General features: G+C 48.8%; 13 protein-coding genes. 4 read left to right on the top strand and 9 right to left on the bottom strand.

Features of this window, described 5'->3' with window-relative positions; genetic code table 11:
- Positions 1 to 43: 43 nt before the first annotated feature.
- The gene (locus tag L4C36_RS03335; protein WP_428476365.1) at positions 44 to 718 is read right to left on the bottom strand and encodes a DUF2982 domain-containing protein; all 675 of its coding nucleotides are present in this window, start codon (positions 716 to 718) and stop codon (positions 44 to 46) included.
- Between the two features lie 416 nt (positions 719 to 1,134).
- Here L4C36_RS03335 and L4C36_RS03330 point away from each other — a divergent pair, with 416 nt between their 5' ends.
- Both L4C36_RS03330 and L4C36_RS03325 read left to right on the top strand, forming a co-directional pair.
- Positions 1,135 to 1,542, top strand: a complete 408-nt coding sequence (locus L4C36_RS03330; protein WP_428476364.1) for a MarR family transcriptional regulator — start codon at positions 1,135 to 1,137, stop codon at positions 1,540 to 1,542.
- Positions 1,543 to 2,000: 458 nt separating this feature from the next.
- Positions 2,001 to 2,306: a hypothetical protein gene (locus tag L4C36_RS03325; RefSeq protein ID WP_428476363.1), complete on the top strand. Its 306-nt coding sequence runs from the start codon at positions 2,001 to 2,003 to the stop codon at positions 2,304 to 2,306.
- A gap of 205 nt (positions 2,307 to 2,511) precedes the next feature.
- Here L4C36_RS03325 and L4C36_RS03320 read toward each other — a convergent pair whose 3' ends face one another.
- Together L4C36_RS03320 and L4C36_RS03315 are read right to left on the bottom strand one after the other, a co-directional pair.
- The gene (locus L4C36_RS03320) at positions 2,512 to 3,702 is read right to left on the bottom strand and encodes an amino acid aminotransferase (protein WP_428476362.1); all 1,191 of its coding nucleotides are present in this window, start codon (positions 3,700 to 3,702) and stop codon (positions 2,512 to 2,514) included.
- A gap of 554 nt (positions 3,703 to 4,256) precedes the next feature.
- Positions 4,257 to 4,478 carry a VF530 family protein gene (locus tag L4C36_RS03315; RefSeq protein ID WP_428476361.1) on the bottom strand — a complete coding sequence of 74 codons (222 nt, stop codon included), beginning with the start codon at positions 4,476 to 4,478 and terminating at the stop codon, positions 4,257 to 4,259.
- A 161-nt stretch (positions 4,479 to 4,639) separates the two neighbouring features.
- Here L4C36_RS03315 and L4C36_RS03310 point away from each other — a divergent pair, with 161 nt between their 5' ends.
- The gene (locus tag L4C36_RS03310; protein ID WP_428476360.1) at positions 4,640 to 5,134 is read left to right on the top strand and encodes a YehS family protein; all 495 of its coding nucleotides are present in this window, start codon (positions 4,640 to 4,642) and stop codon (positions 5,132 to 5,134) included.
- A gap of 100 nt (positions 5,135 to 5,234) precedes the next feature.
- On the opposite strand, the gene L4C36_RS03305 is transcribed toward L4C36_RS03310, so the two are convergent.
- The 4 genes from L4C36_RS03305 to queE all read right to left on the bottom strand — a co-directional run bounded on the left by L4C36_RS03305 (position 5,235) and on the right by queE (position 11,425).
- Entirely contained in the window at positions 5,235 to 5,804 is a 570-nt protein-coding gene (locus L4C36_RS03305; RefSeq protein ID WP_428476359.1) for a hypothetical protein, read from the bottom strand.
- A 156-nt stretch (positions 5,805 to 5,960) separates the two neighbouring features.
- Positions 5,961 to 7,361 carry an asparagine--tRNA ligase gene (gene asnS, locus L4C36_RS03300; protein ID WP_428476358.1) on the bottom strand — a complete coding sequence of 467 codons (1,401 nt, stop codon included), beginning with the start codon at positions 7,359 to 7,361 and terminating at the stop codon, positions 5,961 to 5,963.
- A 343-nt stretch (positions 7,362 to 7,704) separates the two neighbouring features.
- Complete coding sequence (locus tag L4C36_RS03295) at positions 7,705 to 10,557, bottom strand: hydrogenase expression protein HypA (RefSeq protein ID WP_428476357.1); 2,853 nt, start codon at positions 10,555 to 10,557, stop codon at positions 7,705 to 7,707.
- A 199-nt stretch (positions 10,558 to 10,756) separates the two neighbouring features.
- Positions 10,757 to 11,425 (bottom strand): 7-carboxy-7-deazaguanine synthase QueE, encoded by a 669-nt coding sequence (gene queE / locus L4C36_RS03290; RefSeq protein WP_428476356.1) that lies wholly within the window; start codon positions 11,423 to 11,425, stop codon positions 10,757 to 10,759.
- A gap of 271 nt (positions 11,426 to 11,696) precedes the next feature.
- Between queE and mlc the strand changes: the two genes are divergently transcribed.
- A complete protein-coding gene (gene mlc / locus L4C36_RS03285) occupies positions 11,697 to 12,911 on the top strand; it encodes a sugar metabolism global transcriptional regulator Mlc (RefSeq protein ID WP_428476355.1) in 1,215 nt (404 codons plus the stop codon).
- 120 nt (positions 12,912 to 13,031) lie between these two features.
- Here the strand turns inward: mlc and L4C36_RS03280 are convergent, their stop codons facing one another.
- Both L4C36_RS03280 and L4C36_RS03275 read right to left on the bottom strand, forming a co-directional pair.
- On the bottom strand, positions 13,032 to 14,399 hold the full coding sequence (locus tag L4C36_RS03280; protein ID WP_428476354.1) for an amidohydrolase family protein: 1,368 nt from the start codon (positions 14,397 to 14,399) through the stop codon (positions 13,032 to 13,034).
- Complete coding sequence (locus L4C36_RS03275; RefSeq protein WP_428476353.1) at positions 14,399 to 15,790, bottom strand: solute carrier family 23 protein; 1,392 nt, start codon at positions 15,788 to 15,790, stop codon at positions 14,399 to 14,401. The genes L4C36_RS03280 and L4C36_RS03275 overlap by 1 nt, the downstream gene beginning before the upstream one ends.
- Positions 15,791 to 15,888: the final 98 nt, after the last annotated feature.

Below are 15,888 nucleotides of genomic sequence, written 5' to 3'. Positions count from 1 at the left end.
TGCTGCCACGATCGGTTTATTGGGCGATTGGGGGGAGGGACGCCTACGCGGCAGCCAGATAGCGGCGGGCGAGCCCTGCGAAATCGGCGGCAGGGCGATCGAGAAAATCTTCAGAAATGAAAAAGTCATACCCTAAAAACGTGCGGTTGTAGCGCATGCGGTTAGCCAACATCGCTTGTAGCCCTTTGAAGACATGCCCAGACGGGGTGATGTAGGGGCTATCATCAAATAAAATGTCTTCCAATTGATAGGGCGGGTCGGCCATGTTTTTATGCGCCATCACTAATAAGATCCGCTGTTCGATAAGTAATTTACTGGCCACGCGCGGGCATATTGCATCGACAAATTCGCTGTAATCTTTGAGTTTAATGCCGACCCAAGGAATGGGTTGGTACCAGCCACTATTGGCGATACTGGCTTGGGCAATACGATCAATATTCTTCCAGCGCGCCAGCCAACCGCCTTGGTGGCTATGAAACTGCAAATGCATAAAAGTCAGGGTGAAGGTTAACTCTGGCCCTTGTTGATATTTGTAGCCCAATAACGCCATAAGTCCGGCGACTAATACCAGAATCGCGACCGCAGACGGGGCGATCATCGGGAAGAAAAAGCCTAATACGGCCGCTAAAATCACCCCCACCAAACCTCCGGCATACAGCCCGGCATGTGCCAAGGTGAGCGGCTGTTTGATATAACGTGTTTCTAACTCGTGATGCATTATTCGTATCCTGTTACAGCTTTACTTCTCTCAGTATGGCTTACGTGGTGGAATCGCGAAGGGGATCACTTGACGAAAGATGATGATAAAAAACAGGGTATTATAGCGATAATGTGCACATGGCTATTTATCCAGTATTTTCTGCTATTTCTTTGAATTTGACCGCAACTTGACTCAATTTCTACATACTTTGCCGTTTGCGCGTATGCGTAAGACTCAGGAAAATGAGAAGCCGTCTCTCCTTTTTGAGTAAAATCGTCTTTTGTTGCAGCTTAAATAACCGTTTGCTGGCAATTCTCTGACATCCTTGGTATAACACGCGCTTACTTTTTCCCGCTGGATATATCGGGTCAACCCACAAGGTTACCTCGATAGATAGTGGTGACTGAAAGTAGTGCAACGGAGTAGGAAATTTAATGAGAATCTCTCACAAACGTAAAGTTCAGCTAAAACTGCAAAAGCGCGTAAAAGGCGTGGCAGTAGCAGCAACAGCAGCAGTAAAACCTGCTGTGAAAAAAGCACCCACTGCAGAAACAGTAAAAGCTGCTCCAGCGGCGAAACCTGTTGTTGAAGCGGTTAAGCCAGTTGAAGCGGTAGCATCAGTTGCTGTGAATGTGGCGTTGACGCCAAAGCAGCAGCAAGTGCTGGATATTGTGGTTCAGCATGCTGAAGGCATTAACCCTAAAGGGATTGGTCTTCAAGCGGGTCAGGAAGATGCGAAAGCCGCTTCATGGGCCACTGGTGCGTTGAAAAAGTTGGTTGAAGAAAACTTGGTTGAACGCATCCAACTGGCAGGCAATAAGGTACTTTACAAAGCACTTTAAGCCCAATCTTATTGGGGTTTATCTGACCTTTTTCAGTAATACCTTTCGCTAAGATTGTGTTTGCCGCCAGACCCGTTCCTGTGTCAGCAGGGGCGGGTGCTATTTCTTTCTATTTTTATCTTTATCTTCCCGCCGATTTATTGATCAACGTAATTGTTCATTTGCTTATTCACCGACTGATTACTTACCTACTTATCGAGCCATCCTCCCTTTCTTTGTGGGTTTCAGCGCGTCATTTTCCCTGCTATTTTTGATCTATTCAGCGTTACTTTTCTCTCTGCGCGATACGCTGATTTACGCTTTTTGTGCTGTGTCTCATCCCTGCGTCACCGTCGTACTTTACTTGCCTATTGATTGATTACTCTGTCGTTATGTCTTAACTCTGCTATAACTTATTAATAATGGACTCATTCTCATTTTTTTAGTTTTTCAGGGAAGAGTGACGAGGAGGCGAGTGTATGACAATGATAAGTGCTAGAGAGTTTTCTGACTGGCTGCGCAATCGCTTTGCAGGTGAAGATCAAGGGGTGAGCCTAACACGTGCCGATATAAATCAATTAACGGGACGACAAAGCTTTTCTTTAGGGTTTATTCACGACATTCATTATGAGCTGATGCAACACGACATGGCGTTTGTCACTGACACGTCACGCGATGTGTTCTATTTGGTGCCTGTTGCAAAACGTCCTTGGCGTGAGCAGCTGGAAAACCAATATGAGAGGGATCTTTTTTGCAACGTCCTCCCTCTCGATAAGTCTGGCTGAGCATCGTTTACAACAAAACGCCCCCATCGATAAAACGATCGATGAGGCCAAAGCGCCTACCGATATGCATAACACACAGGATGACAATCAATCGCGTGATGATAAGTAAAAATAACACGCAAAAAATAACGGGCGCGAGGCCCGTTATTTATTTGTTTGCGTCAAAGCCTGAGTTAAAGCGGAATCGCTTATGCTGGCTTCGCGATTAAAGCACTGCGGCAATGCCCTTGCACAGTGGCTGCATGTTTGATTTGGTCATGCCCGCGACACTGATACGACCAGATCCAACAATGTAGATCGCAAATTCGTCTTTCAAACGATTCACTTGATCTTTGTTCAGACCAGAGAATGAGAACATGCCGTTCTGGCGCTCAATGAAGCTGAAGTCAGCGTCAACACCCATGTCTTTCAGTGTTTGTACAAACAAGGTGCGCATTTCTTGGATGCGGTCACGCATGTCTGCGACTTCTTGTTCCCACTCTGCACGCAGTGCAGGGTCGTTAAGAATTTCAGTCACAACAGCAGCACCGTGTGCCGGTGGGTTAGAGTAAATCACACGCGCGATACTCTTCACTTGGCTGAATGCTGTCGTCCCTTCTTCGCTATTTCTTGCTACCAACGTAAAGGCACCCACACGCTCATTGTACAGGCCGAAGTTTTTCGAGAACGAGCTGGCAACCAATAGTTCTTCACACTTGTCAGCGAAAATACGCAGGCCTTGTGCATCGTCTTCTACGCCTTTAGCAAAGCCTTGGTACGCGAAGTCAAACATTGGCAGCAGTTTTTTCTCTACACACAGGTCAGCCAGTTGTTGCCATTGCGCGGCATCCGGGTCGATACCGGTTGGGTTATGGCAGCAGCCGTGAAGCAAAACGATATCACCTTCTGAGGCTTGATTCAGATCAGCGAGGGTGCTGGCAAAATCCATGTCTTTGTTTTCAGCGTTGTAGTAAGTGTATTGCGCGGTTTCAAGACCTGCCGCCGCAAACACGCCGTTATGGTTTGCCCACGTTGGGTTACTGATCCAGACTTTCACATCACCGAGTTGGCGCTTGATAAATTCAGCGGCAACACGCAGTGCCCCTGTACCACCAGGTGCTTGTGCCGTGAAAGCGCGTGTTGATGAGATGACAGGAGAATCCGCACCGAACAACAGTTGTTGAACAGCCAAGCCGTATTCCGCAGTGCCGGGAATGCTGAGATAAGATTTGGTTGTCTCTTTCTCTAGCAGAATGGCTTCTGCTTTTTTGACGGTGGCTAATACTGGTGTGTTGCCCGCTTCATTTTTATAGATGCCAACACCCAGATTAATCTTCTCTGCGCGTGGGTCATTTTTGAACTCGTCCGTTAAGCCTAGAATCGGGTCTGCCGGTGCGGCGGTAATTTTCTCAAACATTGTCATCGTCCATGGGGGGTAAGAATAAACAGTCATTAGCTTATTTATACCTCTATACCGAGGGGGTTGACAAGAAGTTGTAACAATTACACTCAATAAATTTTGGGAGTGCCTTGTAGTTGCGGTTTTTACGCCATGCCATGAGAGGGTGCGATCGCCGTGCATGGGCGGAACTACCGTAAGATGACGACATAATTGGTTGAATAATAATCTGACTGTGTGGCGGGTCACTAAAATAGCCCCCAATAGAGGGAATAAACCGTCATTTTTTGATCGATTTTGTTGGGTGTTTGGCAAAAATAATGTGGTACATCAAGGCGGGGATTATGATGAAAAATACGTCAATCTAGGATTGGAGATGGTATTTTTGCCCTTTAAAGCGTCGGATAGGGTAGATAAATAACAGGGAAATGGCATTCTTTAAGTGAAATGCACTAAATATCACTTAATAGCATGTTAGCCCATTGGACGGGGGATAAAGCGTAAAGACGGATGGACGGGAATCATAGGGGGGATGCGATAAATAACGGCTTGTTATCTATCGCATCGACCACTTAATTGATAAAGAACGTGTCGAGGTAAAGTTGCTCAACTTCTTTTCGGGCCCACTCGGTGCGGCGAAGAAACTTCAGGCTTGACTTGATACTTGGGTCACTGGTGAAGCAACGTACTTTTACGATGCGACCCAGTTCTTCCCAGCCGTAGTGATCCACAAGTTCGTTCAATAGGGTTTGAAGCGTTACGCCATGCAGCGGGTTTTTAGGTTGGGTATCCATGGATGTTGTTTCTGTGTTGATAGGGTCAACGCGCACTATAGCAGCTTGGCCCTGTTGATTAAATCGCAGTAAGTAAACTTATTGGGTATATATCTGGTAAAATGAAGCACAACTTCGCAGTACGTCATGTTGACAATGCTGCATTTTTACTAGGATTTACTGTGCTCAACAACGACATCTTGCGACGTATTCGCTATACCTTCGATCTTAATGATTCAGCGATGATTGAAATCTTTGCTTCTGCTGACCACGAGGTAACACGAGAGCAAGTTTGCGATTGGTTGAAGAAAGATGATGATGGTGCATTTGTTGATAAATGTACCGACCGTGAACTAGCCATTTTTCTTAATGGTCTGATCAATACCCGACGCGGTAAGAAAGAAGGCCCGCAGGCTGAGCCGGAGTCTCGCCTGACCAATAATATGATCTTCATGAAATTACGTATTGCTTTGGATTTTAAAGCAGAAGACGTATTGGAATTGATGGAATCAGTGAATTTCACGATCAGTAAGCACGAGCTGAGTGCGTTCTTTAGAAAGCCTGAGAACAAGCACTACCGTGAGTGTAAAGATCAGATTTTGCGTAATTTCTTGCTGGCGGTGCAATACCATTTCCGTCCAGAAGATCGCCCTGAAACGTTGGCGGATGCAGAATAAGCGGTATATAACCGATAAATAAGAGAAGGCTACCCAAGGGTAGCCTTTTTTATCGCTGGAATAACTGCGTGATGAAATAATGCCCGGATTAAAGACAGGCTTATTTAATCAGTACGATGTCGCCTTCATGCTGCGTGAGCAACATCTTTTGAATATTGAAACCACACAACATCAGGATCAGACACCAGTTTAAGAAAGGTAGGGTGCCGTTCTCTAGGCTTGTAGCCAGTTGTGCAGGCTTCCATAAGAAAGTCTCACTTAGGCCTTCAATGGTGATGCCTGTAAAGGTATTGTCGCCAATAACACGCTTGAATTCTTTTTCACTTGGCATTTCAAACATCGCTTGGTTTTTGAAAGCCGTCGGCTTGAACGCACGCATCACTTTTTTGGCGTCCACATCAATCGGTTGCCCATTATTTTGAATGTTAGGTCTGCCGACAAGCGCGGTCAGAAAACACCAGCATGGGTAGGGAATATCAGAACGATTTTCAGGTTCGCGTTTGTAACGTGACATCCAATCAGAGATTTTTTTCTCTTGTAGGCCAGTTAAAAGGGCAAGGGTGGCGGAATCATAACCGTACTCTTTAAGCAGGTTAATAATTTCAGCAACTTCTGATACGAAGGGTTTGGCCCATTGGCTTGCTGGCGTGAGGGTGATTTCTCTGATCATAATTGACTCATGTGAATTAGTGTTGCTGCTTATCTGCGATAAGCGGATAGCCTAAGCTTATTCTAACCCTGTAACCAAGTCTATTGACCCGTTTAATCTGGGTATAAAAAAAGCCACCCGGAGGTGACTTTTTACTGCTTTTGAGCGAACTTCAGATTAGAAGTTTGCAGAGCGTGGTGCACGTGGGAATGGGATCACATCACGGATGTTTGCCATGCCAGTTACGTACGTTACCAAGCGCTCAAAGCCTAGGCCGAAACCTGAGTGAGGCACGGTGCCGTAGCGACGAAGGTCACGGTACCAATCAATGTGACTGGCATCGATACCCATTTCAGCAATGCGCTTGTCAAGTAGCTCTAGGCGCTCTTCACGCTGAGAACCACCGATGATCTCACCGATACCCGGTGCCAATACATCCATCGCAGCAACGGTTTTGCCGTCATCGTTCATACGCATGTAGAACGCTTTGATGTCTTTCGGGTAGTTTTTAACGACAACCGGTGCTTTGAAGTGCTCTTCCGCCAAGTAGCGCTCGTGCTCAGAAGACATGTCAATGCCCCACTCAACATCGAACTCAAACTCACGGCCAGAATCTTTTAGGATCTGGATAGCGTCTGTGTAATCAACTTGTGCAAAATCAGACGTCACGAACTGCTCTAGACGAGTGATTGCATCTTTGTTGATACGATCAGCAAAGAACTCAAGGTCATCACGACGCTCTTCTAGTACCGCTTTGAATACATACTTCAGCATGTCTTCTGCAAGTTTAGCGACATCGTCCAACTCGGCAAACGCCACTTCCGGCTCAACCATCCAGAATTCCGCTAGGTGGCGGCTAGTGTTTGAGTTTTCAGCACGGAATGTCGGGCCAAAGGTGTACACTTTGCTTAGCGCACAAGCGTACGTTTCAGCGTTTAGCTGGCCAGAAACCGTTAGGAACGTTTCTTTACCAAAGAAGTCTTTATCAAAGTCCACTTCACCCGCATCTGTCATTGGTGTGTTCACCATATCAAGTGTTGATACGCGGAACATTTCACCCGCACCTTCACAGTCAGACGCTGTGATCAGTGGCGCAGACATCCAGAAGAAGCCTTGCTCGTGGTAAAAGCGGTGGATCGCTTGTGATAGACAGTTACGCACACGCGCAACCGCACCAATTACGTTTGTACGTGGACGTAGGTGTGCCACTTCACGGAGGTACTCAATAGAGTGGCGTGTTTTCGCCATTGGGTACGTGTCAGGGTCTTCAACCCAACCCACGACTTTAACGTCAGTGGCCGCAAGCTCAAAATCTTGTCCCTTCGCTGGAGACGCAACGATTTTACCCGTCACCTCAACAGAGCAACCAGTCGTCAGTTTAAGTACTTCTTCCTGGTAATTATTTAACTCATTAGGGACCACGGCCTGAATCGGGTCGAAACAAGAGCCGTCATAAATGGCAAGAAAAGAGATCCCAGCTTTGGAATCACGACGTGAACGGATCCAGCCGCGAACAGTGACTTCACTGTCTACCGCGAGCTTACCGCTAAGTACGTCTGTTACAGGCGCGTAAGTCATGTGTAAATTATTCTCCGTTAAGGCACTTTACTTGTGTTCACTAAGGGCAGAATTCCCTTAGACACAGTCCAAAGACAACATATTACCTGTCTTACGTTTCGCTTCAAGCCTTGTTGTGACCTTAAAGCGTGATTTGATGGCGCAATTGCACGAAATATAGAAAGGGGCGCACAATAATTGTGCGAATTTACATGGGCCTCGGTGGTGTGATGCGGTGATACGATTAAAAAAAGACGTGCCACCGAGATGAACGCGCCACCCGCATGAGGGTGGCGTGTATTAAGCAGGCACATATTAAAGATGTGCATACAGCATCGCTACGTGTGGTTAAAGAAAACGGCCACTATGGGGCGGGCGTTTCCTCTAGGTAAGCACACTGTTGCCCATCATTGAGGATCGTCCCAGTTGGTGGTCCCGCTGGCTCTTCGGTGTTCTCGCTTTCGCCGGGTGTGTCGCCCTCCGTTGGGGTTTCACCGTCTGTGGGTGTTTCATCGTCGGCTGGCGGTGTTGGCGGCGGTGGTTCTATGGGGGTTACGTCAGGCACGTCACTGGCCGGGATTAACGTGACAATGTCACTCCATAGTTCACCGTCAGTGGCGGCGAACGTGCGTGTCTCATCGTCTTGCCAACGGGTTTGATGGTTGAACGCTTTGATGGCCAGTTTCAAACCATCGGTATCGGTGAGGGCAATGCGCTCATTCATGGAGCCATCCAGCGCCTCGTAATACAAGGTACCGTCATCGTCGATTTTCCAGCGGATGTCGATATTGAAACCACACCCATCAGAATCCACATATTGGCCAAGGAAGTATTCGCCAGAGAAGTCATCACTCAGTGTTAAGAAGCGCGAACTGTCACTGGCAAACTGCAGGGCTTTATCATCACTGTTATCGCCGGTATTGCCGATCAGCAGGGTTTCGGTCAACACGGGATTGCGATCAAACCACACTGTTTTACATTGGGTTATTTGGGTTTGATAGTCCTCGAGCGTGCGTGTGGTGACCGGGGTGGTCGTCGCTTGATCCCAGCCAGAATCGAGCGTCGAGCAGGCCGCTAAACTGTCAGGGGCATACTCACGGGTCATCACGTTATCGATGGTGGCGCCATTGTCTGTTTGGCTGAATTGCTTGATAGCCAATAACCGTAAGGTGTACTCGTAATGGGTTAACGCCCAGCGATTAACGGTGGTGCTATCATTGGCATCCGGGAAGAGGGCAAGATAACCTTCCTCTGTGAGTGCCCATTGGCGTGATCCTGCTTTGAGATCGGTATGGCGGTACATCTCCCACGTGTTATCGTCACGCAGAATGTGCGCGCTGATCTCGCCATCTTCAGAAATTTGCACCAAAGAATGGCCGATCAGAGTATCAAGGCGCGCTCCCGTAAACCGTTCATCCCCGCCACATTCAGTGACCGCGTTCAGGAAAAGACCTGCGGTGGCTTGCGCCGTATTGCCGAAGTCACAGTTGTCAAACGGGGGAAGGTTGTCACGGCTGGCGGCACTGATAATTTGCGCTTTGGCGTCATTATCGAAACCCGAATAGTGGTATTCCGTATTTTTTAGCAGGACTTCCCCGATATTGACAAAACCACGATCCGCAATCAGGAACAGATTGGTGCTGTTAAAGCGGTAGTTAGAAGCCAGTTGTTTCATGATGTCGGGCACATCAAAGCGAATGACCGATTGGCCTGCCACGGTTGTCGGTGCCCAAGCGCCAACTTCCTGAACCGCCCATTCGTCACCTGCAATATTGTTCCAGTAACGCAGGGTAAAGAAATTGTCATCAATCAACTCGACCACAATGTTGTCACTGAGTTGAAAGCCGTTAACGTCGGTGATGTTGGGACCAATATTGGCCAGCGGCGTGATCACCTCATCCAACGTCGTATAACCGGCATCAGGCATCTGAATGGGGAATACACGGCAGGTATCTTGATCATTGCTGGTGTCACACAGCAGGTAGGTTTCCCCTTCCGGTCGCCACGTAAAGTAAAAGCCAGAAGCCCCTTCGCTGAATGTTGCGTCGGGTTGGATATAACGCGTGACGTAGTGATTGTTTTTACTCGACAAAAAGTCATGCATTTTTTTGCCATTCAGAGAATATACGTTGGCATCCAGCGTGATCCCCGCTTTATCGTCAATCGAGAGGGCGGCATCCGTCAGTAGTGCGGTGGTTTGGGTGGCGAATACGACGCGCAGGTAACTGAACAGGCCTTTCCAGCCGTTGCTGGTTAATACCTGATGGGTAATGTCTTCTGTGCCGAAAGCGGTTGATTCACTGAAATAGGTGAAAAAATCATTGAGGGAAATATCGGCATTACCGGACTTTTCCCAGCGAAATTCATTGACCGTGGTTTCGGTACCGTCGTATTGGGTGCTGTCGACCAAAATGCCACTGCCACTGTTATTGGTAAAGCTACCCACCTGCCAATATCCGTCACCCAAAATGGCTTGAATATCGGCAATCGCAGCGGCTTGCTCGGTAAAGAAACGTTCCACGCGGCCGGTTGTCATGGACTGCACGATAGACAAGGTCATGAGCTCTTTCAGGGTCAGGCCTTGCACGCTGATTTTCGGGAACAAGGTATCACTGATGTCAGTGGCCATACTGTTGATGTCTTGTAAGGCAAACAAGACCTTACCTTGTGGGGCGTCATTAAAGATTTCGCTGAACACCCCCCAGCCACCATCTTGAACCACACGTTGCGTAAACGCGTAATAGGCCAGTGACGATTCCAGCGTAATGGCGAGCCGTTCGGTGGCGAGGGGGATCATATAAAGCCCTTCCGGTAACGCTTCACCCAAGGTGAAAACCGGTACGCCAGCAGGGTTCATTAACAGCACAGCATTGATGCGATATTGTGTGCCTGCATCAAGCTCATAGCGGCCATCACCCTGAGAAACCCAGCGGGTAATATCGATGGATTCAAACACCTTGCCGGTGTCATCCAGCCACACGGCCGCGAAGTTTTGTTCGGTGAGATCTTGCACCGCGTCCGCATACGCGGTGGGGAACAAGGTGGGTTGCCGCTGAGCCAGCGTCATACTGGCCGGTAAATCGACCGAGACCGTGAAGGTATTGGACACCGGTGTCGGTGTACCGGCAACAGGCGTGGGTGTATCGGTGCCACCTCCGCAGGCAGCAAGGAGCAGGCTGCAGGCAGCCCAGAAGCATTTCCCTAGATAACGGCGCATAGGTATTCCCCAAACAATCACAATGAATAAACAAGATGTGTTATTGCTTTTTTGCTTAACTTTTTTGCTCAGTATAGAGATTGCACACCGAGGCCGTGTTAAGAAGGAAGACGTGTCTTGGAGATTGGGCGGCTGTCGTAGTATTGAGACAGCCGCGAGACGCGCGCAGGGGATGAGAATAGCGCGAGACGTAAGGCGGTTAGGCAATCGCCAGGTATTTATGGGTCTGAATCGACAAACGCCAGTTACGCGAGATACACGTTTCAATGCACAACTCGGTTGCACGTGGCTTTTGGCTGATCGGCTGTAATGCGATAGTCACATTACTTTTCAGGTCTTTGCCTGCCAGTAAATCATCCAGTTGTTCGATGTCTTTTTCGGTGCCAACAGGGTGCTTAATTTCATCCGCACGCTCAAGGGCACTGGCCAGTACGGGTAACTTCGCTTTCATATTGATTTTTGGCGACACGGTTACCCAGGTACGATCGGTCACAAGGACCTCTGACGTGCCACTGGTTTCAATTTGACATTGGAAACCGGCAGCCTCTAACGCCATGGTTAACGGGCGAAGATCGTAAATACACGGCTCACCCCCCGTGATGACCACATGCTTGGCGGTATACTGCTGGTCAATCAGCAGTGCGACAACCCCGTCGGCATCCAATGCGGTCCAAAGGGGAGAGTCACCGTGCTTCGCCATGATGGTGTCGATGGCGACTTCATCTTGCGGTTCGGCACTCCATGTTTGCTTGGTATCACACCAAGCGCAACCCACTGGGCAGACTTGCAGACGAACAAAAATGGCTGGGACACCTGTAAAGACGCCTTCACCTTGAATGGTTTCAAACACTTCGTTGATTTTATACACCGCAAACCTCGTGGTGAGTTAACATTATTTCATGCAGCCGACGATTATCGCAAAATCACAGGGAACTGTCTTGTGTGTGTTAAATTTTACAAGCAAAAAAACCCACGAAATCGCATCTCAAAAATGGGCTTTAGAGCATGTTTTGCTGTAAAGTTTCTCTCTCATCGTGACCGTGGTCACGTCCTTTGAATTATCGACTTCACAATTACTTCGCAAAGTAAAAAAATTCAATTGGCTAATAACATTGATGGATTTTATCGGGAGTGTAGGCATGTATGTCGCTCAGCCTGGTCATATCGACCATATAAAAAGAAACAATGCAGGCAGCGTCTATAAGCTTATTGATCTTTACGGGCCTATATCTCGAATTGAACTGTCTAAGCGTAGTCAATTAGCACCTGCCAGTATTACCAAAATTACCCGCGAGTTGATCGATGCGCACTTGATCAAAGAAACGGCGATTCAAGAAACCAGCAGTCGTGGACGCCCTGCGATCGGCTTGGTGCCCGCCAATGAAGGCTGGCAGTTTATGTCTATCCGTTTAGGGCGTGGGTATTTAACCATCGCCTTGCATGAGTTAGGCGGCGACATTCTGGTTGAAGAACGCCAAGATGTGGATGTGCTTGAGCAAGATGAAGTGCTCAGCAAATTGATTGCCGAGATCCACACTTTCTTTGCGAACCATGTCAGCGAATTGGATCGTATTACCGCCATTGCGGTGTCTCTGCCGGGCTTGGTGCATTCTGATACGGGGATGGTGTTGCAAATGCCGCATTACCATGTCCACCGCTTAGAATTGGGCCCTGCGATCCATCAAGCGACAGGGGTACCTGTGTTTGTGGGGAACGATACCCGTTCATGGGCATTGGCCGAGAAACTGTTTGGTAACTCGCAAGATGTGGCGAACTCGATTTTGATTTCCATTCATCACGGTGTCGGTGCGGGCATTGTGCTGGATAACGTGATTTTACAAGGCCGCATTGGCAATGTAGGCGAACTTGGACACATTCAAATTAAGCCTTATGGGAAGCGTTGTTTCTGCGGTAACCACGGTTGCTTAGAAACGGTGGCGAGCCTGAAGGCGGTGCTGGAGCAAGTGGAGCAGCGTTTACGCGAAGGGCACCCATCTCAGCTCCATGGTCAGCGATTAACGATTGAGAAAATCTGCGATGCGGCTGTGGCAGGGGATACCTTGGCACGGCAGGTGATTGTTGAGTTAGGACACAATCTGGGGCAAGCCATTGCGATTATGGTGAACTTGTTTAATCCCGAAAAAATCTTGATTGGCGGCGAGTTTAACCGTGCAAAAGAGGTGTTGTATCCCGCGATCATGGAATGCATTCGTACCCAGTCATTGCCCGTGTATAACCGTGATTTGGTGATTGAACAAAGTTGCTTTTACACCCAAGCCACCATGCCGGGTGCGGCATTGGTGAAGCAGGCGATGTATGACGGCCATTTGCTGATGAAGTTGATTGAAGGTTAAAAGCCACAACGAATATCAACGACGAATACAAAAAGCCCCCTCGTGTGTTTACACGCAGGGGGCTTTTTATTGACGCTGATTATTCAGTGATAGGGACGAATGAGCACGACAGGAAGCAGGTTAAATCACCGCTTTACCTTGCACCCAAACCCGCTGCACGTTTTCTTTCTGAGCCAAGCAGATGATTTTTTCCAGAATATCGCGTGGTGAATCAAATTCTGGCCAAATACGCAGGTTGCCGATACTCGGTTTGGCTTCAATCACAATGGCATCAAAGTGATGGTCTTTGGCGAAGACGCCCGTTTGGGCATTCAAAACGTTCGCCCCGCCAGCGGTTGCCATCCAGAACGCTTCAACAAAGCTGACGCGGGCATTGGCTGTGCCGCGTTGTCCTGTCGGTATCATCACATCCACGCCTTCTTCACGCACACGGGAATGACACACCGCATCAAACGCTGCACGGAAGATAGACGGTGACGGTGCGCCGGCAATATCACTGCCTAAACCAATTTGTACGCCGCTATCAAGCAGCTCGCGGGTTTGCATCGCCGCGTTGGCAAAAAACATGTTAGACAGCGGGCAGTGGGCGATACCCGCATCGAATTGCTTAATCATCGCCACATCGTTAGGCGTCAGAAAAATCGAATGGGCCAGTACCGATTTATTGTTCAGCAACCCCGCATCCGCATAAATTTGTACGTCGGTTTTGCCAAAATGTTGCTGAGCATAATCACGCGCCCAATCGCTTTCTGAGCAATGGGTTTGCATGTGCAGGTCGTATTGCTGCACGCGTTTACCCAGTTGGTTGAGCATGTCGGGCGTACAACTTGGGACAAAGCGTGGGGTGATCACCGGTTGGACTAAGCGTTGTTCATTGCCGTTGAGTGCCAATACGTTATGGATGAACGCATCGGTATCGTCTACAGCCTGAGTGACATCATGTTCACAATAGTAAGGCGGGCACTGTTCGGCATTATCCATATTGATTTTGCCGACATAAGCGCGTTGGCCAATGTGTAAACATTGCTGAGCAAGCAATTCGGTGGAGGCGCGATCAATGGAAGCAAAGTACACCGCGCTGGTGGTGCCATTAGCCAGCAGTGTGCGGGTGACGTCTTGATAGATAGCCTCCGCAAACGCGATATCCTGATAACGGTGCTCAAGCGGGAACGTGTAGTTTTGCAGCCAGTCATACAGTGGCAAGTCTAAGCCTTTGCCTGCTTGTGGCCACTGCGGCGCATGGCAGTGTAAATCCACCAATCCCGGCAGCAAGTACTGGCCTTTTTCCAGTACCTTCAGTTTGTTTTGCTGTGCCAGAGCGTGGCGTACATCCGCATAATGGGGGTGGGTCTGCGAATAAGTCGCCGCGATATCCCCCTCATCATTAATCAGAAGTAAAAAGTCTGGGTTGAACTCAAACGCGCCTTTGTTTGGGCAATGGAAGGTGTCCGCCTGAACGGCAAATTGGATATCGTGGAACATCATCATTAGTTTGCCTCGTTTGCGGTTGCTGGCGTCAGGTCTGTGCTTTTTGGGTCTTGGTTTTGTGCTGCTGTCGCGGTGTCATCGGGCAGTACAAAGTTGAGGATAACCGCCGCCAATGCACCAATCGCAATGCCTGAGTTAACCAAATAGCCGACAAGTTCAGGCAATGCATAGACCAACTCTCGTGGCATCAGTACCGCACCGAGCGACAGCATGATCGGTAAGCCAATCACCAACATATTGCGCTCAGACAAGTCGATGTGTTGCACAACGCGGAAGCCGTTCATGGCAATCACCACACAAATCACGGTGAAAATACCGGAGATCACCGCGTGTGGAATAGAAGCAATCACGCTAGTCAGTTTTGGCATCAAACCAAGCAGAAGCAAAATGAAGCCCCCCGCAATGATCGCGCGGCGTGACGACACACCCGTGACCGCGATGATCCCGGCATTGGTTGAGTAGCCGGTTACTGGGCTACCGCCAATCAATGAACAGAAGAAGTGACCCACTGCTTCACCGGTCGCGCCGCGATTAAGACGTTCATCTTCAAGCGGCACACTGGTTACTGCACTGACCGCACACCATGTACCCGTTGTTTCAACTAAGACAATCATGGAGATAAACAGCATGGTCATGATAGCGATAGGATCAAAGGTCAGTTCACCAAACGGTAGCAAATTCGGCAATTGTACCCATGCTGCGTTAGCCACGGATGAAAAGTCCGTCATGCCATACAACGAGGCTGTGATTGTACCTAGCACAATGGCCCCCAATACGGATGTAAGGCGTAACCAATGCAATTTTTGGCACATGCAGCCAAGCAGAATAAAGCTGCATAACGAAACCATGCTGACAAGGGCGATGACGATGTTTTGGCTTGGGTGTTCGCCGCTGTAGATCCCGTTAAAGGCGATAGGCAGCAAGGAGATGCCGACCACGATGATCACCGTACCACCGACAATCGGAGGAACAAATTTACGGACGATTTTACTGAAGACATTCAGTGGCTTGCCCAGTAACGCAACAAAAATCGCGACAGGGATCAGCGCGCCGTAGACGGCACCCATGCCCATGCTTTTTCCGATGGCGGCAATGGCACCAATGGGAATATACGATGGACCTTGCATGACAGGCAGTTTAAGCAAGCAGCGTGACTGAATAATGGTCGCTAAACCGGCGACCACAAAGGTCATTTGGATCAGCGAAGAGGTATCGGCCACGGTCAATGATAGAAGGCTGGCAAGAATGATGGGAACGATATACAGATCCATCGCCAGTACATGCTGCGCCCCGAGGGACAGCGATCGAGGAATCGAGATTTTTTCGTCGATGTTGTGAGCCGAGTTGTTTCCGGTCTTATTTACGCTAGGGGTAGCTGCGTTCTGCGCCATGTCAGTTACCTGCTCTCATACTGATTGCGATGTTGATATTGAAATTATCAACAACAAGGTTTGGGTGTCATAAGCCGGTACTGACCCAGGTGGCAGTA

The sequence above is a fragment of the Photobacterium japonica genome (assembly GCF_050337005.1).
Classification (GTDB): Bacteria; Pseudomonadota; Gammaproteobacteria; order Enterobacterales; family Vibrionaceae; genus Photobacterium; species Photobacterium japonica.
The sequence above is the reverse complement of the archived record's forward strand: the minus strand, read 5'-3'. Positions and strand labels throughout refer to the sequence as shown.

Bases quoted from the DNA above. Each gene is read 5' to 3' on its own strand.
- L4C36_RS03335 (WP_428476365.1), bottom strand. From the start codon at position 718: ATGCATCACGAGTTAGAAACACGTTATATCAAACAGCCGCTCACCTTG.
- L4C36_RS03330 (WP_428476364.1), top strand. From the start codon at position 1,135: ATGAGAATCTCTCACAAACGTAAAGTTCAGCTAAAACTGCAAAAGCGC.
- L4C36_RS03325 (WP_428476363.1), top strand. From the start codon at position 2,001: ATGACAATGATAAGTGCTAGAGAGTTTTCTGACTGGCTGCGCAATCGC.
- L4C36_RS03320 (WP_428476362.1), bottom strand. From the start codon at position 3,702: ATGTTTGAGAAAATTACCGCCGCACCGGCAGACCCGATTCTAGGCTTA.
- L4C36_RS03315 (WP_428476361.1), bottom strand. From the start codon at position 4,478: ATGGATACCCAACCTAAAAACCCGCTGCATGGCGTAACGCTTCAAACC.
- L4C36_RS03305 (WP_428476359.1), bottom strand. From the start codon at position 5,804: ATGATCAGAGAAATCACCCTCACGCCAGCAAGCCAATGGGCCAAACCC.
- asnS (WP_428476358.1), bottom strand. From the start codon at position 7,361: ATGACTTACGCGCCTGTAACAGACGTACTTAGCGGTAAGCTCGCGGTA.
- L4C36_RS03295 (WP_428476357.1), bottom strand. From the start codon at position 10,557: ATGCGCCGTTATCTAGGGAAATGCTTCTGGGCTGCCTGCAGCCTGCTC.
- mlc (WP_428476355.1), top strand. From the start codon at position 11,697: ATGTATGTCGCTCAGCCTGGTCATATCGACCATATAAAAAGAAACAAT.
- L4C36_RS03280 (WP_428476354.1), bottom strand. From the start codon at position 14,399: ATGATGATGTTCCACGATATCCAATTTGCCGTTCAGGCGGACACCTTC.
- L4C36_RS03275 (WP_428476353.1), bottom strand. From the start codon at position 15,790: ATGGCGCAGAACGCAGCTACCCCTAGCGTAAATAAGACCGGAAACAAC.